The sequence below is a fragment of the Paenibacillus sp. FSL K6-0108 genome, assembly GCF_045040695.1.
Taxonomy (GTDB): Bacteria; Bacillota; Bacilli; order Paenibacillales; family Paenibacillaceae; genus Paenibacillus; species Paenibacillus pabuli_B.
This window is the reverse complement of the sequence record NZ_CP150288.1, coordinates 567,020-590,819: the sequence shown is the minus strand read 5'-3', so window position 1 is coordinate 590,819 and position 23,800 is coordinate 567,020. Positions and strand designations below refer to the sequence as shown.

The window sequence follows — 23,800 nt, the reverse complement described above, 5'->3', positions numbered from 1 at the left end:
TAAAAAGGGAAAATCCGGGGATAAAGGCAAACGCTCCGCTTCTCCAGATTTTTCTGTCCTCTCCGTTATCGTGTAAATGTTAAGTTCAACTTATATAGGTCGGCTTATATCCATTAAGCTCTGCCTGCCTTGCGGCTCCAGCGTTGAAGTGAATTAATGATCAGCAATAGGACAAAAGAGACCAGCAGCAGCAGCAAGGCTACCGCCGTAGCTCCCGCATAATCGAACTGCTCAAGCTTCGCCATGATCAGCAGGGGCGCAATCTCCGTTTTCATCGGCATATTGCCTGAGATAAACACCACTGAGCCATATTCGCCAATGCCTCGGGCAAAGGCCAACGCAAAGCCGGTCAGCAGCGGCGGGATCAGATCCGGAAGCAGGATCTTCCGGAATATCCGCCATCTTCCCGCTCCCAGCGTAGCGGCAGCTTCTTCCACCTCTGCCTCCAACTCCTGCAAAACAGGCTGCACCGTGCGCACCACAAACGGAATCCCGATAAACATCAGCGCGAGGGTAATACCCGCCTGTGAATAGGCCAGCTTGATGCCCAGAGGTTCCACAAACTGCCCAATCCAGCCATTTCCGGCATACAGCGCCGTTAAGGCAACCCCCGCCACTGCTGTCGGCAGAGCAAAAGGCAGATCAATGACGGCATCAAACAGCCGTTTTCCCGGGAATTCATACCGGACGAGTACCCAAGCCAGGAGCAGCCCGAGGACCAGATCGATCAGGGCCGCTGCACCTGCAGTCAGAAAACTCACCTGGAAGGAAGCCAGTACCCGGGGATTGGTCGCCACCTCAATTAGTGTGGACCAGGTCAACCCCGTGGAATTAAACAAGAGCGCTGCCAGCGGAATAAGTACAACCAGGCTCAGGTACAGCACACTGTAACCCATCGTTAATCCGAATCCCGGTAGTGTGCGTCTCCGGGCCACCATCACCTTGCTCATGCACGTTCATCCTCTCTGCCTTCAGTCGGTCGGACTGGTTGGCCGCTTACATGGTTACGCCACATCATCGATGTCAGAGGCATTAGCTGCCTGGAACATAAATCTGGTCAAAGATTCCGCCGTCATTAAAATGCTTGGCCTGGGTATCGCGCCATGTGCCAAATACATCGTTCAATGTGAACAGCTCAAGCTGCGGGAATTGATCCTTGAACTTTTCCTTCACGCTGTCCAGAGTTGGACGGTAATAGTTTTCAGCAGCAATGGTCTGCCCCTCTTCGCTGTACAAGTATTTCAGATAGGCGTCCGCCACTTCGCGGCTGCCTTTTTTGTCTGCATTTTTATCTACAATGGCTACTGGTGGTTCAGCCAAAATGCTGACCGAAGGCACAACAATGTCGAATTTGTCTGGGCCCAGCTCTTTAACCGACAAGAAAGCCTCATTCTCCCATGCCAGCAGTACATCACCAATACCGCGCTCTACAAACGTAGTTGTCGCCCCACGTGCTCCAGAGTCAAGGACTGGCGCATGTTTGAACAGTTCAGCAACAAAGGCTTTGGCTTTCTCTTCGTCATTGTTGTTATGTTTGAGCGCATATCCCCATGCCGCCAGATAGTTCCAGCGTGCCCCGCCGGACGTTTTTGGATTTGGGGTAATGACCTGGGTATCTCCCTTGATGAGATCATCCCAGTCCTTAATGCCTTTCGGATTGCCTTTGCGTACCAAAAATACGATCGTTGATGTATACGGAGAGCTGTTATGCTCATATTTGTCCTGCCAGCCCGCATTGATCAGACCTTTATCCTCAATCGCATCGATATCGTATCCCAATGCCAGTGTGACCACATCCGCGTCCAGTCCATCAATGACGGAACGACTCTGTTTACCTGAACCGCCATGAGATTGCTTAACGGTTACTTCCTGACCTTTCTCTTTCAGCCAATACGCTGCAAACGCCTTGTTATATTGCTCATAGAGTTCACGTGTCGGATCATAGGATACATTCAGCAGCTCGATCGCTTTTGCCCCTTCTTTGCCGCCTTCCGTTCCTCCCGATGTAGCTGTCGCATTCGTGCCACCGTTATCCGATCCACATGCCGCCAGTACCCCTGTTAACACCAATGCCAGACCAACCAGAATACCCTTATGAATTCTCTTTTTCATAGATAACACTCCCCCCGAATGGATCTGCAAGATTACCTCAGGCAGGCTGAACAGCATGGAACGCACCGAAAAAAACAAAAAACGGAGGAACCCCCGCGCACTTCTCCCTCATAAAGTCATGCCGACCCAATGGCCGTGTATGCTTCATCCAGAAATGATGCGCTGCGGTGTTCCTCCGTCTATACGGTGAGAACGTTATTCTGTTCACGTTACGATCTCTCTTGTGACTGTAAATGACTGCTTCCGCAATGAGAGCAAAGTCATTTTTATTATTCCTACCTGTTTAGTGAGTTATATATGTATCATAAGGGCAGTACATAGGGCTGTCAAACGTTTTTTTCCGATTTCTACCGAATATCTGTGTAAATGGCAGAGAAAAAGAACAACGGACCCAAGTCCGTTGTTCCCTCGTCAGCGGTAAGCTCTGTACGCTGTATAATCGAAATCATCTTAGGACTTGGCATGAACATGCCATTTCCCTATTTTTATTTGCCAGCATACCGGATATTCGGTACGGGAGGTGTACTCATGCCATCTCCCAAATAAAAGCCGGTATGTGGTGGTTGGTTATAGGCTACATTTTGCCACGCTACGCCAAGACGGTATACCGGATCATGCATCAGGGTGTAGATTCGTTTGTCTGCAACAGCTGTTGTCGTGTAGATGCGCAGTGCAGAGCTGTCATTGGTCCGCCATACCACTTCTTCTCTCCAGTCTCCGAACAGGTCAGCCTGCAGGTTCGGTGTGGATTTCGTTCCATTATTGGAAGACACACCGGATGCCGTCAACAGATTCACCGTTTCGCTATTGGCATAGTCCCATTTATCAATCCGATTGCTGTCCAGCAGTTCACGAAGCAAGTCACCGTCCCACCAGATGCCAAAATTCGTGGAGGAAGGCAGCGTTGTCCCGATTTTCTGCCCTTTGGCTGTATACAAACCACCATCTGCCCACACTTCGGCACCCTTATAACGTGGATCGATATCGGCTGCCATGCCCCGTCCAATATCTTTCGTCGTTGGTATACCCCAGATCAACTGGCCTGTACGCGCATCACGGAATTCGACTCCAGCATTGGACGCGGTCTCATGCACCTGGAATACTTCAAGTCCCGTCCGATCCGGGTCCAGATCACTGAGATGCATCGCGTCCCCATGATGAAGTCCTGTCGTATAGAGTCCTTTGCCGTTATCATCCACCGCCATCGCTCCGTAAACGATTTCGTCTTTGCCATCGCCATCTACGTCTGCAACGCTCAGATTATGGTTGCCCTGTCCTGCATAACCTGAATTACCTGACGTGTTGGAGTCAAACGTCCACTGCTTGGTTAGTTGTCCATCTCTCCAATTGTACGCCACCAGCACAGTCCGCGTGTAATAACCGCGTGCCATGACCAGGCTTGGCCGCTCCCCATCCAGATACGCAATGGCTGCAAGGAATCGATCGACCCGGTTGCCGTAGTTGTCTCCCCAATCGGATACATTGCCGCGCGCCGGTTCATAGTTCACCGTGGAAAGCGCTTTGCCAGTCTGTCCATTGAAGATTGTAAGAAACTCTGGTCCTGATAGAACGTATCCGCTGGAATTCCGATAATCCTTGCTGGCATCACCGATGACTGCTCCCGTTCCATCCTTGGTACCATCCGCCGTCTTCATCGCCACTTCTGCCTTGCCGTCTCCATCCAGATCGTACACCATGAACTGGGTGTAATGAGCACCTGCACGGATATTTTTGCCCAGACTGATACGCCATAGGCGCGTTCCATTCAATTTGTAGGCATCGATAAATACTTCACCCGTGTAGCCGCTTTGGGAGTTATCCTTGGAGTTCGACGGGTCCCACTTCACGATCAATTCATACTCGCCGTCCCCATCCACATCCCCTGCACTCGCATCATTGGCACTGTACGTGTAGGCCACACCATCCGGTGTTGTCCCCCCTGCTGGCACACTGAGAGGTACGGACAGATAATTATTGCCCCATACGCTCGCTGCCGCCGAAGCAGCCTGCTCGGTTCCACTAACTACGGCTCGAACGGTATATTTGGAACTGCTTGTCCCGCTTGCATCCTGGAGGTTGGTGCTGTTCGTTATAGGTGATGCGTTTACTTTAGTTCCATCCCGATAGACATTAAATGATACATTCGACCCTTCTGTACCCAGAAGCCGCCAACTGATAAACACACCTGTGCCTGTCTTTACTGCAACCACACCCCGGTCCAGAAACTCCATCTGACGAGCACCCGCAGCATGAGTTACCGGCGTGTTTCCAAGGCCGAGCGAAGTAGCCAGTAACGCAGAGCTCAGCAGGGATACCCCTGCGGTCCGCAGTGTACGCTTCCATAACGATCGTTTTCCCATACAGCCATAGCCTCCCCAATCGAATTGGTAAGCCCGATGCCCTTGGTAGCGCCATCTCACATTTATGGAAGCGCTTTAATATATTCATTTTAAATTAAACATATAATTCCATCTATAGGTCCAATTTAGTAATTTTATGTATATAAAAAAGGAAAAAAGCCGAAAGATGAACCTTTCGACTTGAATGCTTCTTTCTCTCACGTCCAATCAAAATCTGACGTAACAAAGATTGTTGTGTCATCCCACTTTATACTACCGGAGCAATACACACTGGGCGGGGTATCTCCAATTTGAATCCGTTGTGTGTCAGACGTCCATCTTCACTATCGATCTGAAAAGCAACAAGGTTGTTGCTGTCCTGATTGGCCACCAGCAGAATACCACCGGGAAGCAGGTTGAAGTTACGCGGAGTCTGACCAATAGTCGAAGTCCACTCTATAGCCTCCAGCTCACCGGATTCCTGGTCAATGTGATACAGCACAATGCTGTCGTCCCCACGGTTGGAAGCATACAGGAAGCGACCACACGGGGACACACGGATATCCGCCGACGTACCTTCCCCGGAATGTCCTTCAGGCAGTGTAGAGATATGCTGCAGCGTAGTGAACTCACCTCTGCGCTGATCATACATGAATGCCGTAACGGTGTTACTTAATTCATTAATCACATAGGCCCATTTGGAGTTGGGGTGGAAGACCAGATGTCTCGGTCCGGAGCCTGGAGGCTGATTCGTCTCACGATGCGTTACCAGGCGGCCTTCTTCCTGACGATACACGATAATCTGATCCAGACCCAGATCACAGACAATGGCATATTGACCGGAAGGGTCTGGTTGAATCGAGTGAGCGTGCGGCCCTTCCTGACGGTCATCATTCTGCCCTCTTCCCGTATGCTCAACCAGCGCACTCATCTCTCCAAGCGTGCCTTGGTCCCCCACTGGGAATACATTTACACTGCCACTGCTATAGTTTGAAGTCAGCACCCATTTGCTGTCCTCCGTGACAGACACATAACAAGGCGAAGCACCCTTCGTCAACTTGCGATCCATCAGGTGCAGTTCACCCGTTGCGGCATCCCTGCGATAGACCAGCACCTCTCCCTCATCTGTCTCACTTACTACGTAAAGGCAATCCCCATCCGGGCATAAAGCCAGATAAGATGGGTTATCCACCCCCTCCGTATGATTTACGATCCGCAACTCGCCTGTATCCTTATTCAAGGCACATAGGAAAATCCCCGGTTGATCCGCTGATGCATAAGTACCTGTATAGAAAAAAGCTTCATTCGATGCTGTAGGTTCCATCATTTTATTCTCTCCTTATTCATTCAAGTGGTGGGCCTAGATCTATAACTACATGTTATTACACAAAACTGTAAACCTTATGGTTGAATCCACTGTTATGTATTTACCCATTTCATGTCGTTTTGCTTCATTATAAGAAAATCAATGGAAAATCACAGCAACCTTTTGAGGAATAGGGTCGTCTATAGGGACAAATAACTTTTATATAAAGGGATACCCCCTGGAAAAGTGAGGCGCACCTGACATGAAAAAAAACATATTGGCTACATTAACAGCCGGAGCTCTGCTCACCCTTTCTCTGAGCGCTGGTCCGATTCACGCAGCTCAAGCAGAATTTACGGATATTCAAGGTATTGCGGGGGCAGATAAGATTGAAGCCCTGCATCAGGATGGCTTAATCAAAGGAGTGAGTGATAGCTTGTTCAAACCGGAACAGGAACTAAACACGGCTCAGGGTATCCAGCTCATTGCAGATGGTCTCCATCTGAATTTGGACACGATTCGTTTTATCAAGCAACCCCTGCCAAGTGACTATTTCTCCAACGTAAAAGATGGCGTATGGTACAGTGATGCTTTTGTCCGTGCCCAGTTCAATGGTATTAAGATGTCCAACGATATCGACCCTTCCAAAGCGCTGACCCGCGAACAGTACACCCTTTTCTTGATGCAGGGCATTGAAGCCAAAGGCGGGCTGCCGATGATTAACATCAAGCCTGTCGATATCACGGATGAGAAAGAGCTCACTCCGGAATATCAAGGCGCTGTTCAACGCTCCCTTGTCTTGAAGATTAACACGCTCGATGCAGAGGGCAACTTCAATCCGAAGGAAACGATTACCCGCGCCGAAGCTGCGGTTATGATGTATAACGCGATTGAGTATATGGAAGATTTCAATGCACCGAAAATCCCGGAAACACCGGAGAAATAATACCCAGCGTCTTATAAATGCCAAACAGCCGCATGTTCCCATAGAGGGGACAGCGGCTGTTTACGTTACAACTATAATGTTAACTGATTCAAAATCAGTCTTAGAAGGAACCTTTAACAACAACGTCGGACAGCGGGAAACGGCCTGACGGACGGGCTGGTACTGCTGCCTTACCTACAGTGATCAACAACGTTGGCAAATAACGCGCCGGGATATTGAATGTTTCGATCAATTGTTGCGGATTGTAACCACCCATTGGGCAAGTATCATATCCGAGGGAACGTGCAGCAAGCATAATGTTCTGTGAAGCAAAAGATGCATTGCGGATCGCTTCATCACGGGCGGTTTGCGGATTTTGGTAAGCACCGTTGATCTGTCCAACCAATGCGTCACGAACTTCAGCCGGGATCGCACCTGCTTCAACAGCCTGATCATAAATCACGGCGTTGCGGTTTGCTTCCAGATCTCCGAGTACAGCAATAGTCACGGAGCTGTCTGTGATTTGACTTTGACCATAAGCGATTGGCAGCAACTTGGCTTTGTCCGCTTCGGATTCAATCACGAGGAATTTCCAGTGCTGCAGGTTCCATGAAGACGGTGCTTCGGAAGCGGCAGTCAGGATAGCGTTCAGATCTGCTTCAGGCATAACAAAACCACTTTCGTACTTCTTGACAGCGTGACGTTCATTAATCACGCGAAGTGTTTCATTGTTTTCAATGCTGGACATGCGTTCCACTCCCCAAGTTCTTTTTATATTTTTTACGTTCGCAAGGTCAAACTCTGCCGAGTACTCACCTTCCGAAAATAACATCAGCGCAGACGATCGCTTCCCCATCTGTGTTCACGTTATGCCCGGAATCGCCTGAAACATCAACGGATCTTACAACCGGAGCAAACGCTCTTATATAGCCTGTCCACCACTATGCCTGCCAGCAGCAGTCCAAGGCCAGATCATGAAGAGCTGTTAATGATCAGTTCTGTCATGACCTATCCTTCATGGACAAGGATTCCATAGACAAAGAACATTCTTCCCCATTACCGATACGATGCTTCACATCCTCAATGGATATACGGTCAAAATACGCGCTCAGTGCCTCTTCCCCTCCATCGTAGATGCTACCCATTACACCCTTCATATTGGAAGAAACAACGCACGTTGAACCGGATTCTCCCGAGCACCAGCTGGGACCAAGCGATCCACCTGCTACCAGTCTGTACAATTCTCCAAGCTTGATTTCTTCACTCGGACGGCTGAGCAGATATCCACCGTGGGCACCTTCCTTGGTTGTCAGGTATCCATGCTTCCGCAGCACACTAAGCACCTTGCGTACTCTGGCTGGATGGGTACCAACACTTTGAGACAAGTCTTCACTATTGGCCATACACTCCTCCTTCATGGACAGAAAGACCAGGCAGTGCACAGCAATGGTAAATTCACTGTTCATTACTTACTCCCTTCCCGGCATATCGTTCACCGATGAACATTCAATCCAAGGCAAGTATAACTGTTATTATAGGAATAACAGTTATGTTTGTCAACACTCCTTACTTTGAGGTTAGAAAACTTGATTCCCCCTGTCATACCAGTATATACAGACTCTTCATAGGTTAAGTAAAACGGTGAGTTCCATTCGTGTTTTAAGCGAACAGAACAAAAAAAAGTGAGCCGATCGCTTCGCGAAAGGCTCCAATAAGATAGACATATGAAAGGGCTTACGAGATTATTATAATCGGTTATTCCCATTTTGAAAACGCTTTTTTTGTAAAGTGTTTTGGGATTTTAAAATATCCTATTTTTTAAGCATATCGACACAAGGTATTGCAAAAACTAATGACATTAGTTATATTACTAACAACATTAGTTTTAAGGAGGATTTATTGATGCGAATTACACGTGAGCATGCCGTTGTCCAAGTTTCATTCCTTCCACGCTTATTCCCTGTGAACGTATATCTCGTTGAAGAAGAAGATGGGTTTACTCTTATTGATGCCGGAATGCCATTCAGTCTCAAGGGAATTCTGGCTACTGCACAATCCCTGGGCAAACCGATCACCAGAATCATTCTGACTCACGCCCACGGCGACCATGTCGGTGCACTTGATGGTCTTAAGGATGCGCTGCCGAAAGCCGAGGTTTGCATTTCCAGACGGGATGCCCCGCTGCTGGCTGGAGACGCCACCCTGCTTCCCGGCGAGCCGCAGACTCCGGTACGCGGCAGTGTACCCAAAGGGATCCGCACCCGCCCGGATCGCTTGCTGGATGACGGCGACCGGATCGGCTCCCTGGTCGCCATTGCCACCCCAGGCCATACGCCGGGCCATATGGCCTTCATGGATACGCGCAGTCGTGTGCTCATCGCTGGCGACGCGTATCAGCTGCACGGCGGCCTCGCCGTATCCGGCCGCCTGCGCCCGCTCTTTCCGTTCCCCGCGCTGGCGACGTGGAACCGGGAACTTGCTCTTGCCAGCGCCAAGCGCCTGGCTGAGCTGGAGCCGTCCGTGCTCGCTGTAGGGCACGGACGAATGCTGCGCCAGCCCGCCGCGGCGATGCGCGCAGCTGCGGCAGACGCGGAGCAGCGGCTGCGCCCTGCCGGGGGGCATCTGTGAGCCCCCGCCAAGGGCTGGATCGCGGCGTTCTGCTAAGCGCCGCCGCCCAGCTTGCCGACAGCGACGGATTCCATTCGCTAACACTGGCCGCTCTGGCCCAGCAGCTGGATGTGCGCTCCCCGTCGCTCTACAACCACATCAACGGTCTTCCCGGGCTTCGCCAGGAATTGGCGTTGATGTCCGCACAGCAGCTCAGACGTGCAATAACTGAGGCTTCCGCCGGCCGTTCGGGTGACGAAGCCATTCAGGAGGTCGCTGCCGCATATATCGGCTTCGTCCGCAAGCATCCAGGGCTATACGAGGCCTTTTTCCATGCCCCGGACCGTCAGGAACCGCAGCTCGTTGTGGAGAGTACAGCTGCCCTAGATCTGCTGCTCCGCCTGTTGCAGCCCTATACGCTAAGTGAAGCGGAAACGCTCCATGCCGTTCGCGGTTTACGCAGTCTTTGCCACGGCTTTGCCTCCATGGGTGAAAAAGGCGGCTTCGGTATGAACTTTGACCCGGATGAGAGCCTGCAGCTGTCCGTGACCGCTTTCCTGACTGGGTTGCAACATCTTCATTCATAAAACCCGATATATCTTGATGCCAAATGGAAGAGGGCTGCAGATCATCTGCAGCCCTCTTTATGTATCCTACCGTCCCGCTACTTAAGGAACGGTTGTTCTATTGCCAGGGCGCTTGCCCTGTCTGGACTTCCTGCAGAATCTTCTTCATCACGGGTACGTATACTTTCCAGTAAAACCGATCCGGAACTCCCTTTTGATCTGGTGTGAGCTTCGTTTTCAGTACATCCCAACCCTTAATCCGGCGCCAGAATGAATAATGTTCCAGCTCTCCGAAGGATCCTGTCATATAATAAGTCCGATTATATCCCTCATGCCGGATAAGAGCAGCGAATTCCACCGGAATACCTGCGTCCATCAGTTTCTGCTGACCATTCTCCGTTAGATCCGTCTTATACCAGGCCAGTACAGTAGCCTGTTGCTCAGACACAATGATGTCAAACCATTCGCTGTAATGGATATCCCGGGTAATTCCACTCCATTTCCCACCTTCCTGTGTAAAGGAGAGCTTTATGTCACCGGTCTTTACATCACGGCCTTGCTTCAGTACAATCACACGTCCATCCTCATGAATCAGTACAATACCTGCTCCATGATAGGGCCACTCCTTTTTTTCCCTAAGCTCATAGTTCATTCGTACCTTCTGTGGCACTTCATCCAAGCTCTGGAGATCCGATACCGATCTCCCCTGCCATCCGCTGCTTTTCATGCCCAGAATCGGATACAATTGCTCTCTTGTCATGTCCGAAACAGAATTCGACAAGGCGCTAAACTCAGCGACAATCGTTACGCCTTTGGTTGCAGCTTCACGAATTTTGTGCGCATCATATATCGTAAGACCTTCATAAGCTTTGCCTTGTATACGTTCATTCGCATCTGTAGATGAAATATGATGATTCGCCGTCAGATAGATCAGGTCCGTGTCGGTCACCTCATCCGGCAAAGTTCGCTCACTATGGGAGATTCCGCCCTGTAGATCATATCCATAGTAGTCTTCTTCATACGTATAATGTTCCCCTGTCTGTTGGACAATCTTCTGCTGATTCAAAATCCACACCAGTCCCTTATGCCCCACATAGGACAAGTCTGGTTTACTTTTATCGACAATCATAATGTTAAGCAGTGTTGGTGCCTGTGATTGCCACAAAATCCAGGGGATAACCAGAACCACTGATACCACGGTCAAGCAAGCCAATGTCCATACCGTGAGCGGCCTGTGACTTCTATTCATGAAGCGTATTCCTCCTTGCTCTGTTCCAAGGTATTACGATGATCGGCATATTACTCCTTTTCGTTCCTACTGTCCTTCTTCCCGTACCCCGCCACCTGCAACAGCCCCCGAATACGGAATACATTGTTTACCGGCCTGAACCAGAACGTCTCAGAACATGCATATAGAAGCAGTCGTGTCACCTCACGAAACGTATACGCTCTGCGGGACAACCATACTTCAAACATCATCACGCAAGCCGACAACAGGGAACCGTAAAGTACCAGAAGCAAAGCAAGAATCAGACATAGCTTGACATCCACAACTTGTAACCACATTCCCGAAATCAGAAGAATTAATGTCGAAATCTCCATAACCGGTCCCATCAATTCAACAAGGATGAAATAAGGGATCGACACCATTCCCATCCAGCCATAGTATGGATTCCCGATCATGCTGCGCTGTTCCCACAGGCTGTTCGCAAGCTTCCTATGCCAGTCAGCGCGCTGCTTCCGCAGCTGGCCCCATGTCTCCGGTACTTTGACACTGCAGATTGGATCCGGAATGTATATAATACGTCCGTGCTCATTCATCTGTTTCATATGTTTGTGCAGCCGCATGACAAGCTCCATGTGACCAACCTGGGTGTTCGTCTTGTAACCCCCGATTTCCATAACCCTGTTTTTTTTGAATACACCGAAAGCTTGTGATGTAAACAGCAGCATATTGATGTTATACCGAACCAGTCCTATGCCGCTGATGAGAAAAGCTCGTACATATTCAATGGTTTGCATGACAAGCAGAGGGCTCAATGCCCGTTCTGATGACGTATTGCCTTGAGTTGAAGCATATGGGCACTTCCCATTTGCCATATCTACCCGACCACTGCAAGCGACGATCTCTTCACCCGGAAGAGCATCCATCACCGGTTTCATGATCTTCACCAACGCATCCCTTTCCAGCACAGTAGCCTGTCCAATTGACGCAAAATAGGGATATTGGGACATATTGATTCCGACATTCAGTGAATCCATATGCCCCCCATATTCCTTATCAATCACGATGAGATGACTGTGTATCATAGATCTGTACACTGCTCTGATCTGTCCGGTTTCCCGGCCCAGGGCCGAATAATGAACTTTACTTTGAATAGGCAGCAAATCATACTCATCCATTAATCGCTGCATCGTTGAATCTTCCGAACCATCATTAATGATGATGATTTCATAGAGCGCATATTGCGTATCCAGCAGACGCCCAACACGGTCAACAACAACGTTCTCACTGTTGTGCACTGGCATAAGGAGCGATACTGCCGGGGCCAGTTCCTCATTCAACATTTCATCATATTCAAAAAAGTTTACATCCCTCTGCCGGATCAGCATCCGTACAGCGGCAATAAATAGTACACTGAACATCATAATGGCGAGTATAAGGTATATCACCGTTCCTTCGTAACACGCCAATATCAAACTCCGCAGCATATTAATCCATCTTTCGTCCATACTGCTTCCTTTCCAGCGTTTCTTCCGCTATCTGCCTTGCGTACTTATCCGGGTGCTCCAAGGCTGCAAAACGCAATTCTTCCACTGCCTGCTCGTATCGAGCAAGTGAGTTGGCTGCCTCCTGTCTGATTTGAAAAGAAGGATCTCCCATCAACTTTTTCAACCAGGGGATAAAAGATTCTTCACGCATGCTTCCCATTAATCGGGCCACAACTAGACGTTCCGAGCGCGGTCTCTCGTCACCCTCTTTATTCCATGCCAGCAGCAAATCTCTCAGCAAATCGTTATCCTTCCTGTCGACATGGGCGAGTGCCTGAAACGAGCGTGTCCGAAGTTCGGCATCCTCTCCTAGGATCAGCGCCTCCAGTAATGTAATAGCTTTAACTGACTGTTCATCACGGATTCGTAGAGCATCAATGATTGTACGTTGGACCTGATAAGGTAATTCCTTAAAGTGATCCATTAATCGCGTCCACATCTCATCTGTGAGCGGTAATAAAATCTGCAAATACTGTGAATCAGAAAGTAACGTATCCTTCCGCAGCAATTCCTTCAAAATTCTCATATACCCGGTTCTGGAATACATGCGTAAAATGATGAACCGCTCCAGCGGTGTGCACGAAGAAGATCGCAGCATCTCCTCAAGCTTGGGCAAGAGTTCAGTCATATGAAATTGCTCGACGTATAACAAAGTATTAACTCTCTCGCTCCATTTCCTCGATTCCAGCCATGTTCTGTATGAACTTTCGAAGACTCTCCAGGACAAGGAACGAATACGTGCAAGCTCCAGTTCTTTGGGCCCTTGAGTCAGTCGCAGTAACAGGATATCCTGCATCACAACCTGTTGATCGCCCGACATATCAAGCAAGGATGAATCAATTTCTCCTGTGTCAAAATAACTCCTTAGTGCAGAGCCCTCCGCACTAAGCTCATGCAACCATTTTGATTTCACCGCCGTTCTTCGCCTTGCTGCATGCTTATCCCATATGATGTAACCATAGGCGCACAGCAGAAGCACAAGAACACTCCCAACTAGAATACTGGTCAAATCTAATAACAAAGCAGTCTTCCCTTCAAACCAGCCAGCACTTTGTCCACCGATAAGTCGGGCATATATCCATACATGTTCGTTCATTTCCTGATTTCCCCTTACTCGAATAAACCGTCTCACACGGGGTACAATAAATACAAATTTTTCAAATGAACCCTGCATATACAATCCGGGTAAATGATACACTAAGCATTCTATCGGCTTTCTTTGTTTGTGATATAATAGGAACAGCAAATTCCGGTAATTCGCATCATGTTCCGGATGTCCGGATAACATATTATTCCAGAAAGAGGGAGTTTTACGTGGCTCAAATCAGTCCGTCTTACCTTCAGATCGGTGCAACTGTGGGTATGCTCATCATGGCCCTGCTTGCCATTTTTATTCGAATGAAAGCCAGCCACCGTCCGGTAACCATTCGCAAAATCCTTATTCCCCCGTTGGGAATGAGTACAGGATTTCTTATGTTTGTTGTACCCGAGACACATGTTCCGCTTCTATGGGCACTGATCGCGCTGTTGGTGGGCTGGTTTATATTCTCGTATCCCCTCATTCGCAGTACTCGCTTTGAACGAGTTAACGAGGAAATTTTCGCCACGCGTTCACGGAGCTTCGCGTTCATTCTGCTTGGATTGCTGGCAATACGCCTAATCCTGCATGAAGTCATTCAGCGTTATGTGAGCATTCCTCAAACGGGTGGCTTGTTCTTCCTGCTGGCCTTTGGCATGATCGTACGCTGGCGGGTATATATGTACAAACACTACAAGGAAGTTGTCGCCGCCGAAGCCTAGCAACATGGCCACATGCTAACAACCAAAAAGACACGTTCTGTGCACTTCATCGTGCGGAACGTGTCTTTTCCTGTTCTGGCATATGTTCTAGCGATTTGTATTTATTCAGGGTCCGCAACCTTTACGAGCTGTTTGCCCAGGTTATCTCCAGAGAAGAGGCCCATAAATGCTTCCGGTGTCCGGTCAAAACCTTCCACAATGTTCTCTTCATACTGAATATGGCCTTCCTTGATCCATTTCGCCAGTTTAGCTCGGCCTTCCTTGAAGGATTTGGCATAGTCACCCACCAGGAAGCCTTTCATCAACGCCGTATTGGTCAACAGTAACGTCTGCGGACGCATGCCGATATCCGGTTTCTCCAGATTATAGGACGAAATCTGTCCACAGAGCGGAATACGTGCATTTCGATTAATATGGCGCAGTACTGCATCAGAGATTTCACCACCAACGTTATCGAAATAAACGTCTACCCCGGAAGGACAGGCCCGTTCAATGGCAGAAGACATATCCTCTTCATGCTTATAGTTCAATACCACGTCGAATCCTAGTTTTTCTTTCAGATAAGCGCATTTATCGTCAGAACCTGCAATCCCAATTACACGCGCACCTACAATCTTGGCGATCTGCCCCGCAATCATGCCTACCGCTCCGGCTGCTCCCGATACAACCACCGTTTCGCCATCCTTCGGTTTGCCGATATCCTCCATGCCAAAATAAGCAGTCAGACCCGTCATGCCAAGTGCACCCAGGTATGCCGTAATTGGAGCCTCTTCTGTATCAATCAGGGAAATGTCTCCCGTATTTACGGCTGCATACTGCTGCCAACCCCACGTTCCGGATACCAGATCGCCTTTGCGCAGATTGGGTTCCGAGGATTCCACCACCTGCCCAATCGTTCCGCCCTTGATCACTTCATTCAATGCATAGGGGGGAGCATAGGATTTCGTATCTTTCATGCGACCCCGCATGTACGGGTCTACAGACAGATATAGCGTACGTACCAGAACTTGTCCTGCATCCGGTTCAGGAATCGGTGCATCAATGAATTTAAAGTCTTCTCTGGATGGGGCACCTTCTGGACGTGACGCAAGTACGATCTGTTTATTTTCAGACACCAAAATGACCTCCTTCTTGCCAGTGGACCAGAGTTAAACCTCTGTCAGCTGATATCATTCACCACCGGCTCTATGTGTATCGTCTCTAAATAGTTTAAACCGAAACAGGCGGATCACAAACGTGGGCCGCCTTGAAATATGCAAATATCATCCCGTTTGGAGACATTGGGAGTCATTATTGAGCAGTCAGAATGACCGGACCATCGGCTGTAATGGCAATCGTATGCTCATATTGAGCAGACAGGCTTCCATCCTGAGTACGTGCCGTCCAGCCATCCGAATCCAGCTTGCTGCGGTACGTACCAATGTTCAGCATCGGTTCAATCGTAATAACCATGCCTTCCTTGAGACGTGGACCACGGTGCGGCGGGCCATAGTGAGGCACCTGGGGTTCCTCATGCATCTTCTCGCCGATTCCGTGACCGATAAATTCACGAACAACCGATAGACCTTCACCTTCTGCATACGTCTGAATTGCATGGGAGATATCACCGATCCGGTTGCCGATGACAGCCAGTTCAATTCCTTTATAGAGAGATGTTTTAGTGACGTCCAATAGATGCTGTGCTTCTGGAGTCACCTGACCCACCGCATACGACCACGCGGAGTCGGCCAGCCAGCCATTCAGGTTCACAACCATATCAATCGTAACGATGTCACCATCCTGCAGTACATATTTTCCCGGAAATCCATGACAGATCACATCATTAACCGACGCACATGTCGCATATTGGTACCCGTTGTATCCCTTTTGTTCCGGTGTAGCGCCATTTTTCTTCATAAAAGCTTCTGCAAACTGATCTATTTCCTGTGTCGTGATTCCTGGACGAATCATTCCTGCGATTTCTCTATGGCATGCGGCAAGAATTTCTCCAGCCTTTTTCATATTTTCTATTTGTTCTTTGGTCTTCAACGTAATCATTACAACTACTCCTGTCCGTTAAAATCTCATCCTGTCTTCTATTGTAACGCGAAATGCTCAAAATAAAAAATTCCGCAATTTCCTCAACATCCTATTATACGCCTAGCTCCTGTCCAATGAATACACTTCCTCTCAAAAAATCCGAAACCCGCTTCAACAGAGCCCCGTATATGCTTAAAACGGCTTGAAGTCGAAAGGAGGGAAACCTCATGCTCAGGAAAATGTTAGGCAAACTTTTGGATTCCAAATCCTCTTCGCACCGCAAACGATATAGCAGCTCTTCAGGCAAACGCAGCTACCGACGATATTCATCCTCGGATGCAAAACACCGGGATAGCCGCCACGGCTCCGGTTATTATAAAAGCAGAAAATACAGCTCCAGCTAAGCCAAGCTGCTAATTCACAAACAGAAATGTTATTATCGGCTAGACTGCGTTAAATCAGATATATGTATTGAAAGGGGTGTTCTGCCGGCCGTCTTCACGGTCAGCAAAACACCCCTTATTTTTTCTTTATTATGTATCAATTTGTTGATGTTGATGCCTTAATGCCTTAATGCCTCAATGTAACACGTTCTCTTGTCCAAAGAAAATGAGTAATACACTTTAAATTTATCAACCAAAATCCGGTAAGTCCCTTGCCATGATGGTTCTTGAGCCGGCATGGATTCAGCCATGACAGCCACTTTCATCTCAATTTTACGAACCAGTTCAATCTTATAAAGCTTAGTCTCTTCCTGTGTAAAATGAATACTTCCAATTTGAGCGAGCCCTTGTCTTGCTGAAGGAGTCCACTGGATTAACATCTATAGTGTTCCTTTTTCAATTGCATCAATTATATCATCTGTAGAGCAGACCCTACCTACAGAAATATCCTTTTTGGCTTGTAAAATTAAAGATTTGAGCTCCATGTCGCTTTCTATTTCTTCCTGTACCACGTTTTCCAGTGGCTTGATTAAATAATGCTTCCCTTCGATATCTACAATGGTATCTTTCTTGCTATGAAACCATGTTTTGAATAATTCCGCATTATCGCCTTCCAGTTTTTTTAACATAAGAGGAATCGCCTCCTTTAACGTATAATTCATATCCATTATATCATTCAACCCTCTGTTTTGATACGTTATGCACTTCTTATAATAAAGGAAAAAGACCCCTGTAGATATATACCAAGAGGTCATGGATATCAAATATATGTCACCTATAGAGCCTTATTTCATCCCAAATTCATCAGCACACGCTCAATATCCGCCTGTAATTCCAGCGCCCCGCCTGCATAACCTGGACGAAGTCCAAGCAGTCGTTCCAGCATATCGCGAACTTCTGGCGTGAGCTTGAGCTCCTCCTGCCAACTGGCCGGTTTGCGGCCCTTCTCCGGCTCGTAAGCGGAATACAGCATGAACAAAAGAAAATGACCAAGATCCTGCAAATCCTGGTCAGGTGCAGCCAGTTCATCTTCAGGCTCGGGCCATTCACGCATCCGGCGTTTTAGCTCAGGCAACAACGGCTCCCCCATGCGCCGTGCCAGGCCAAAATCAATCAAATGCACCTGCCCGTTACGTAAAATGACGTTCGGAATACGCACATCCCCATGAATATATCCCTGCTCATGGACATGTATTATAGGAGCCAGCAATTGCCTTACCAACTCCAGACATTCTTGTTCCGTATATTTGCTGTCTTGCTCGAATATGCACTGTTCCAGTGTCTCCCCAAGGATATACTCGGTGACAATGTAACTACGCCCCCGGTATGTGAACACATCCAGCAGCTCAGGGATGGCCGGGTGATCCATCCGATTCATCACATCCGCCTCCCTGTCCAGCAACCGTACAGCGAGTTTGCCCTTGCTGGGTTTGGATTCTTTTAACGCGACATCCTTACCAGTCTGTTCATCGGTACACAGGTATGTCAGTCCATAGCTTCCCATACCAAGCAAATCATATATCGTATAACGCCCGGCGATCTTTGTACCTTTCCGCCGGGGACGATCCGTCCATAGGCCGAGCAGTCTTTGCCAGCTCCGTCGCAGCTCCACAGGTCCTCCCACGCCAGCGATCTGATCTCTCCCTGTTCCCCATTTATGCAGAGCAGATCAGCAGCCAGTCTTGTTGTTGTATGGGCTCATTATATCAAGCTGCCTGTGTAAAATCACGACGAGCCTGGATCAGGGCCTTAGGCTTCTTTGTGCTTTTTGGGCAGCAGCCCAAACAGCATTCGGAGCGATGTTCCTTTCGATTTGCGTTTTCTGCCCTGAAAGCTGCGCAGATTGGTGACCAGTTCACGATCCCGCTCCTCTTCCAGCTTCTCATTCATCCACAGGCGCTGCTTCTCCATCTGTTCCTGGAGAGCAAGATGGGTATCCGCCAGATGCTGCAGTGTTAACTCCAATTCGTCCACCCGATGCTGCAGCAGTTGAACCTGATCATCCTGCTGTCCAACAGCACCGTATGTCACTTCACTCACCAGTTGTCCCAAACCCTCATAAGATCTTAGGGCTCCAGTCGGTTCAGGGCCCTCCGGAAATATAACGGGCATCACTGTTGCTGCACATTCGGTCTCCGAAGCATCCTCCATTACCATCGCAGGCACATCTGGAGCCAGTACGGTCACCACAGCATCTGCAAGCGGCAGGTTATGTTCCCTAAGTTCTGTCATCAGACGTTCGATGCACTCAACATCGTCCGACTTGAACAATCTGGATTTGTTGGCGGCACGCTCGAATCGATATCCCTGTTCCTCAAGTGCTGCCGCATATTTACGAAGAGTACTGGCACCAATGCCCAGGCTCTTGGCCGTTTCCGTCGTTGCTCCTGCTTCTTCAATCATTATTATTCCCTCCCGGAATGAAGTCTTTTTGATACAAGGTAGTGGCTTCAGCGTTCCCTTCTGGAACTGTCATCGGATCGGGTCAACCTGTCTCATGGATCAAGTACGCATGTTTCATTTGCTTGTCCGTATGTATTCGTCAGTCTCTTTGCAGATCCCTTTGGCGCTTTTCTTCTGTTTCTGCGGATTCATAAGAACTTTTGTCAGTTGCCTCATTCGTAAAAATAACCCTTCATCCGACAATGAGTGTGAATGCTGTCATGTCGAAATTCGTTGATGCAAACGCCGTCACTTTTTATGAAGATGAATTACTGATGTCAATTTTGTTAACTCCATCACTCCAATACGCTCCCGCGACAGAGGGATTCATTGCTGCGCAGCTTTTCCATGTGTTATCTTATGTAACGTGGAAGCAGTTGTTGGCATAAAATAAAGGACTATACTTAACATAAGTCTCGTTATGAACGGATAAATCAAATGTAAATGGGGGCTGAACGGCAGTGTTAGGCAAATCAGGTAAAGTAGCGGTGATCGGGGCGGGGCTGGTCGGTTCAAGTTGTGCGTATTCCATGATTAATCAATCGATATGCAGAGAAATTATGATGGTTGACCGGACGTATGACCGTGCGGTTGCGCAGGCACTGGATTTTTCCCATTGCATGGACTTCACACATAATCGCACGAAGGTGTACGCTGGTACTTATGCAGATTGCGGCAGCATGGACGTCATTGTCCTGACAGCCGGAGCGAATCCAAAGCCAGGGCAGACACGCCTGGATATTCTGGAGGAAGCAGAGTCCATTGCCAAAGATATCGTTGTTCCTATCATGAATAGCGGATTTCGGGGGATTTTTGTCATCGCGGCCAATCCGGTTGACATAGTAACTTATATGGTATGGAAGCTGTCTGGTCTTCCTCGTGCACGAGTCATCGGTACAGGTACCTCTATTGATTCCTCCCGGCTCAAAACACTGTTGTCTGAGGTCTTCTCCATCGATCCACGCAGCGTGCACGGATATGCTCTCGGGGAGCACGGAGAATCCCAGTTTGTGGCATGGTCGCATGTTACCATCGGAGGCAAACCGATTATGCACATTATGGAGCAGCACAAAGAACGTTTCAAACATCTGGACCTGGAAGATATTGCTCGTAAAACGAAAGATGCCGGTTGGGAAATTTTCACTCGTAAAGGTTCCACCCAATTCGGAATCGGTAACGCACTCGCACATATTACCCGTTCCATTCTCAACGATGAACACAAGATTATTGCCGTGTCCGCGGTCCTTGATGGAGAGTATGGACAGAGCAACGTCTGTGCTGGCGTCCCGGCCATTATTGGCGGAAACGGTATTCAGGAGATTATTGAATTGAATCTGGATGCATCTGAACGCGAGAAATTCGAGCGCTCCTGTGAAGTTTTGTCAGGCAGCATTAATCGTCTCACCCTCGTTTGACGATCGGTTTATTCGAAGAGTTCGTGACCGAGTATCATGCAACACAAATACACTCATGACCTCCTCTTAAGGATCGTCATGAGTGTATTTGAGTTTGTCGTTTATGAGACCAGACAACCGCTTAGCTTGGTGCAAGCTGCTGTTCATCCGCTGGCCCCCATTGCTGCAATACCCGCTTTAATTCACTCAGCATGACTGGTTTGCTGATGAAGTCACGCATGCCAATCTCCAAACAAGCTTCCTTGTCTTCACGTTTGGCATTTCCGGTTACCGCTATGATCGCCGGAATGCGTTCCTGCGGAATTAAGCGGTGTACAAGGTCTGTCGCTTTGAGTCCATCCATAACAGGCATCTGCAGATCCATCAGGACAATATCATAGGCATTTTGTGAAATAGCCTCAATCGCTTCTACCCCATTGGTGCATACATCCGCTTGGTAACCAAGCTTTTCCAGATATTCTGTCAAAATCTTTCGGTTTACCGGATGGTCCTCAGCCACCAAGATTCGCATTGCTACTTTATCACCTTGGCGTGTCCGATCATGGCTGAATTGACGGGCAGATTGCTCTGCCTCTGCAGTCGCATATACACTTGTGGCAGGCACTGCGAAGCGGAAGATTGATCCCTTTCCATCTTCACTTTCCACACTGATACTGCCACCCATAATCTCCACAAGTCGCTTCGAAATGACCAATCCAAGACCTGTCCCGCCATATTTGCGGTTAATCACAGGATGCAGTTGAGAGAACGACTGGAACAGCTGATCCAGCTTATCTTCAGGAATACCAATCCCTGTATCCTTCACCGCAAAGTCCAGCACACTTGCTTCCGGTCTACTGCCGCGAATAATATCCACCGTAACATCAATACTGCCCTGATCCGTAAACTTCAAGGCATTGCTCACCAGATTGACGAGAATTTGCCGAATACGCATCGCATCACCCACCATAAACTCAGGAATGTCGGGATTGAGTCGATATCGGATTTTCAACTGCTTCTCTTCCGCTTTAGAAGAGAATAGCTCCGCAACCTGTTCCAACATGATGCGCAGCGAGAACGGCTCATAGGCCAAAGCCATTTTCCCGGATTCCAATTTACTGAAATCAAGAATGTCATTGAGGATATTCAACAGGGCATCGCCGCTCTCACGAATGATCTCGGCGTATTCTCGCTGTTCCTCCGATAAATCCGTGCCAATCAGCAATTCAGTCATGCCTACAATGCCATTCATCGGTGTGCGAATTTCATGACTGACCATGGACAAGAATTCCGACTTGGCCTGTGCCGCGAGTTCAGCTGTTTCCTTGGCGCGTACGATTTCGCGATCACCAGTCACATCATTGAATACGATAACGGCGCCGCGAATCTGACCCTCATCAATAATCGGTGTAACCTGGTATTCCACCAGAAAGCTGGTTCCGTCCTTGCGCCAGAACACATCCTCCTTCACAGTACGACGCTGGCCGTCCATAATCGTCATATGAATAGGACATTCATTTTTCGGAAAATAGCTGCCGTCTGCACGCGAATGATGAATGATCGGATGCGAGCTTTTGCCAACAAACTCTTCCGCTTCGTAGCCAAACATGGAAGCAGCAGCCGGATTCATAAATCGGGTGATGCCATCTGCATCCAATCCATAGATGCCCTCTGTAACCGTGTTAAGAATCAGGGCATGCTGTTTGCTAAGCTCCTGAATCTGCTCCGTATAGTCCTTACGCTCTGTAATATCAGACAGAATTCCATACACACCCACAAGTTCCTGATCCACAATGATGGGAACGTTAATAATAGCCACATCGACCTTCCTGCCGCTGGAATTCACGATCCGTGATTCATAGTGTTGAGGTTTACCTTGTTTCACCAACTCAAAATATGCCTGCCCGCCATGCACTTCACTTTTATCCAGATGCAAAAGAAAAGACTGCCCGATCAACTTGCTTCGAGGCACATCCAGCATTTTGACCAGATTGCGGTTCACTGCCGTATATTTGCCTTCGAGATTCAGCGAGTATACTGCTGCCGGATTATGTTCAAACAGAGATTTGTATCGTTGACGACTTTCCCTAAGACGTCTTTCTGCATTTTTATGCTGGGTAATATCCCGGCTGATGCTTACAATCTGAGTATTCTTGCCCTCTTCTCCGGCCACAGGCTTTGCCAGTGTTTCCATCCAAATGTAGTGCCCCTTCTTATGAAGCACCCGCATCTTACAGCCATTCCCACTCGATGACATTTCCAGAAGTTCAGGGTAATCCCCAGGGTAACAATAATCCTTCAGGAACTTTCCTGTCACCTCTTCCGGATGATATCCAAGCAGCGAATAGACGGAAGGGGAAACGTACAACAGCTTGCCGTCCATCGAACTCGTTGTGATTAGATCCTGAGCATGGTCAGCCAGCATCTGATATTTCTCCTGCGTTTCATGCAATTTACGTTCCACTTCTACGATCTCGGTTACATCCCGAGCAATACCGTATATCCCCACAATCTCTTCTTTTTCCGTTATGGGGACATAGGTAATCTCGGCCTGTTTCAGAGAACCGTCTCTATGATAAAACGTGATTGAATTACTGACGGAATGTCCAGCCAGCACCTCACGAATATATTCTTTACGCGATTCCTCGCTCTCGGGAGGGCAAATCCTATTTCGATCCAATTGACGCAGTTCTTCAAATGTATACCCTGAAATCCTCTCAATTGAGGGATTGGCATCAATATAATTTCCATGGATGTCCATCACATATATGGCATCCGGGTGATTAAAAAACAATGATTGGTAAGAACTTCCCTCAGAAATAATGCGCTTCAGGGTTTCCGTTTTATTAATATCCAAGGCTTACCCCTCTTTTCTTAGCCTATATCTTCATCTAACATCCAAAAAATATAACCCTCGGCGAAATGGGCCTACCCTCGAATAACCATGTAAGCCTTCCTAGAAACAGCTTTTTTTATTTTACCAGATTCCAGTTCAAATTTGCTTACCAATCTCTTCACCAAAACCATATATAAACGACAAAAAAATCCCCTTTAAGCGACATAGACCGTCAATAA

General features: G+C 48.3%; 23 protein-coding genes and 1 pseudogene. 8 read left to right on the top strand and 16 right to left on the bottom strand.

All coding sequences use genetic code 11. The features are described 5' to 3' along the window. Window positions 1-113 precede the first annotated feature (113 nt). From cysT to MHB49_RS02910, 4 genes are all read right to left on the bottom strand, one after another. Window positions 114-950 carry a sulfate ABC transporter permease subunit CysT gene (cysT, locus tag MHB49_RS02925; protein WP_247900495.1) on the bottom strand — a complete coding sequence of 279 codons (837 nt, stop codon included), beginning with the start codon at window positions 948-950 and terminating at the stop codon, window positions 114-116. 82 nt (window positions 951-1,032) lie between these two features. Next, window positions 1,033-2,112: a sulfate ABC transporter substrate-binding protein gene (locus tag MHB49_RS02920; RefSeq protein WP_405154957.1), complete on the bottom strand. Its 1,080-nt coding sequence runs from the start codon at window positions 2,110-2,112 to the stop codon at window positions 1,033-1,035. A 485-nt stretch (window positions 2,113-2,597) separates the two neighbouring features. Further along, window positions 2,598-4,472, bottom strand: a complete 1,875-nt coding sequence (locus MHB49_RS02915; RefSeq protein WP_405154956.1) for a rhamnogalacturonan lyase — start codon at window positions 4,470-4,472, stop codon at window positions 2,598-2,600. A gap of 247 nt (window positions 4,473-4,719) precedes the next feature. Then, window positions 4,720-5,778 carry a lactonase family protein gene (locus tag MHB49_RS02910; RefSeq protein WP_405154955.1) on the bottom strand — a complete coding sequence of 353 codons (1,059 nt, stop codon included), beginning with the start codon at window positions 5,776-5,778 and terminating at the stop codon, window positions 4,720-4,722. 241 nt (window positions 5,779-6,019) lie between these two features. On the opposite strand from MHB49_RS02910, the gene MHB49_RS02905 reads away from it, so the two are divergent. Further along, window positions 6,020-6,703 carry an S-layer homology domain-containing protein gene (locus tag MHB49_RS02905; protein WP_405154954.1) on the top strand — a complete coding sequence of 228 codons (684 nt, stop codon included), beginning with the start codon at window positions 6,020-6,022 and terminating at the stop codon, window positions 6,701-6,703. A 100-nt stretch (window positions 6,704-6,803) separates the two neighbouring features. Here the strand turns inward: MHB49_RS02905 and MHB49_RS02900 are convergent, their stop codons facing one another. Continuing rightward, on the bottom strand, window positions 6,804-7,430 hold the full coding sequence (locus tag MHB49_RS02900; RefSeq protein WP_405154953.1) for a nitroreductase family protein: 627 nt from the start codon (window positions 7,428-7,430) through the stop codon (window positions 6,804-6,806). Window positions 7,431-7,683: 253 nt separating this feature from the next. Further along, a complete protein-coding gene (locus MHB49_RS02895; protein ID WP_405154952.1) occupies window positions 7,684-8,148 on the bottom strand; it encodes an RrF2 family transcriptional regulator in 465 nt (154 codons plus the stop codon). A 436-nt stretch (window positions 8,149-8,584) separates the two neighbouring features. Between MHB49_RS02895 and MHB49_RS02890 the strand changes: the two genes are divergently transcribed. The 3 genes and pseudogenes from MHB49_RS02890 (at window position 8,585) to MHB49_RS02880 (ending at window position 9,876) form a co-directional block, all read left to right on the top strand. Then, window positions 8,585-9,310 (top strand): MBL fold metallo-hydrolase, encoded by a 726-nt coding sequence (locus tag MHB49_RS02890; RefSeq protein ID WP_247900489.1) that lies wholly within the window; start codon window positions 8,585-8,587, stop codon window positions 9,308-9,310. Then, window positions 9,307-9,435, top strand: a pseudogene (locus MHB49_RS02885) (TetR family transcriptional regulator); the annotation flags it as partial. The gene MHB49_RS02890 and the pseudogene MHB49_RS02885, both read left to right, overlap by 4 nt. A 51-nt stretch (window positions 9,436-9,486) precedes the next feature. Next, entirely contained in the window at window positions 9,487-9,876 is a 390-nt protein-coding gene (locus MHB49_RS02880) for a TetR-like C-terminal domain-containing protein (RefSeq protein ID WP_405157026.1), read from the top strand. Between the two features lie 97 nt (window positions 9,877-9,973). Here MHB49_RS02880 and MHB49_RS02875 read toward each other — a convergent pair whose 3' ends face one another. Genes MHB49_RS02875 through MHB49_RS02865 form a run of 3 tightly spaced genes read right to left on the bottom strand, consistent with a single transcriptional unit; the run spans window position 9,974 to window position 13,723 of the window. After that, complete coding sequence (locus MHB49_RS02875; protein ID WP_405154951.1) at window positions 9,974-11,104, bottom strand: hypothetical protein; 1,131 nt, start codon at window positions 11,102-11,104, stop codon at window positions 9,974-9,976. A gap of 50 nt (window positions 11,105-11,154) precedes the next feature. Then, window positions 11,155-12,528, bottom strand: coding sequence for a glycosyltransferase family 2 protein (locus MHB49_RS02870; RefSeq protein ID WP_405154950.1), 1,374 nt, complete (start codon window positions 12,526-12,528; stop codon window positions 11,155-11,157). 40 nt (window positions 12,529-12,568) lie between these two features. After that, window positions 12,569-13,723 carry a HEAT repeat domain-containing protein gene (locus tag MHB49_RS02865; RefSeq protein WP_405154949.1) on the bottom strand — a complete coding sequence of 385 codons (1,155 nt, stop codon included), beginning with the start codon at window positions 13,721-13,723 and terminating at the stop codon, window positions 12,569-12,571. Window positions 13,724-13,941: 218 nt separating this feature from the next. Here MHB49_RS02865 and MHB49_RS02860 point away from each other — a divergent pair, with 218 nt between their 5' ends. Then, window positions 13,942-14,427: a CcdC family protein gene (locus tag MHB49_RS02860; RefSeq protein WP_247900484.1), complete on the top strand. Its 486-nt coding sequence runs from the start codon at window positions 13,942-13,944 to the stop codon at window positions 14,425-14,427. Window positions 14,428-14,528: 101 nt separating this feature from the next. Here MHB49_RS02860 and MHB49_RS02855 read toward each other — a convergent pair whose 3' ends face one another. Then, window positions 14,529-15,542, bottom strand: a complete 1,014-nt coding sequence (locus tag MHB49_RS02855; protein ID WP_405154948.1) for an NADP-dependent oxidoreductase — start codon at window positions 15,540-15,542, stop codon at window positions 14,529-14,531. A 175-nt stretch (window positions 15,543-15,717) separates the two neighbouring features. Beyond that, window positions 15,718-16,464 (bottom strand): type I methionyl aminopeptidase, encoded by a 747-nt coding sequence (gene map / locus MHB49_RS02850; protein ID WP_247900482.1) that lies wholly within the window; start codon window positions 16,462-16,464, stop codon window positions 15,718-15,720. Window positions 16,465-16,673: 209 nt separating this feature from the next. Between map and MHB49_RS02845 the strand changes: the two genes are divergently transcribed. Continuing rightward, window positions 16,674-16,850 (top strand): hypothetical protein, encoded by a 177-nt coding sequence (locus MHB49_RS02845; RefSeq protein WP_247900481.1) that lies wholly within the window; start codon window positions 16,674-16,676, stop codon window positions 16,848-16,850. Between the two features lie 158 nt (window positions 16,851-17,008). Here the strand turns inward: MHB49_RS02845 and MHB49_RS02840 are convergent, their stop codons facing one another. The 4 genes from MHB49_RS02840 to MHB49_RS02825 all read right to left on the bottom strand — a co-directional run bounded on the left by MHB49_RS02840 (window position 17,009) and on the right by MHB49_RS02825 (window position 19,292). Further along, window positions 17,009-17,269: a hypothetical protein gene (locus tag MHB49_RS02840; protein WP_405154947.1), complete on the bottom strand. Its 261-nt coding sequence runs from the start codon at window positions 17,267-17,269 to the stop codon at window positions 17,009-17,011. Next, the gene (locus MHB49_RS02835; protein WP_247900479.1) at window positions 17,270-17,518 is read right to left on the bottom strand and encodes a hypothetical protein; all 249 of its coding nucleotides are present in this window, start codon (window positions 17,516-17,518) and stop codon (window positions 17,270-17,272) included. A 161-nt stretch (window positions 17,519-17,679) separates the two neighbouring features. Beyond that, a complete protein-coding gene (locus MHB49_RS02830) occupies window positions 17,680-18,501 on the bottom strand; it encodes a serine/threonine protein kinase (RefSeq protein ID WP_405154946.1) in 822 nt (273 codons plus the stop codon). A gap of 137 nt (window positions 18,502-18,638) precedes the next feature. Beyond that, window positions 18,639-19,292 carry a hypothetical protein gene (locus MHB49_RS02825; protein ID WP_405154945.1) on the bottom strand — a complete coding sequence of 218 codons (654 nt, stop codon included), beginning with the start codon at window positions 19,290-19,292 and terminating at the stop codon, window positions 18,639-18,641. A 260-nt stretch (window positions 19,293-19,552) separates the two neighbouring features. Between MHB49_RS02825 and MHB49_RS02820 the strand changes: the two genes are divergently transcribed. Continuing rightward, a complete protein-coding gene (locus MHB49_RS02820; RefSeq protein ID WP_405154944.1) occupies window positions 19,553-19,720 on the top strand; it encodes a hypothetical protein in 168 nt (55 codons plus the stop codon). A gap of 72 nt (window positions 19,721-19,792) precedes the next feature. Then, window positions 19,793-20,746 (top strand): L-lactate dehydrogenase, encoded by a 954-nt coding sequence (locus MHB49_RS02815; RefSeq protein WP_405154943.1) that lies wholly within the window; start codon window positions 19,793-19,795, stop codon window positions 20,744-20,746. A 121-nt stretch (window positions 20,747-20,867) separates the two neighbouring features. Here the strand turns inward: MHB49_RS02815 and MHB49_RS02810 are convergent, their stop codons facing one another. Next, entirely contained in the window at window positions 20,868-23,582 is a 2,715-nt protein-coding gene (locus tag MHB49_RS02810) for a PAS domain S-box protein (protein ID WP_405154942.1), read from the bottom strand. Window positions 23,583-23,800 lie beyond the last annotated feature (218 nt).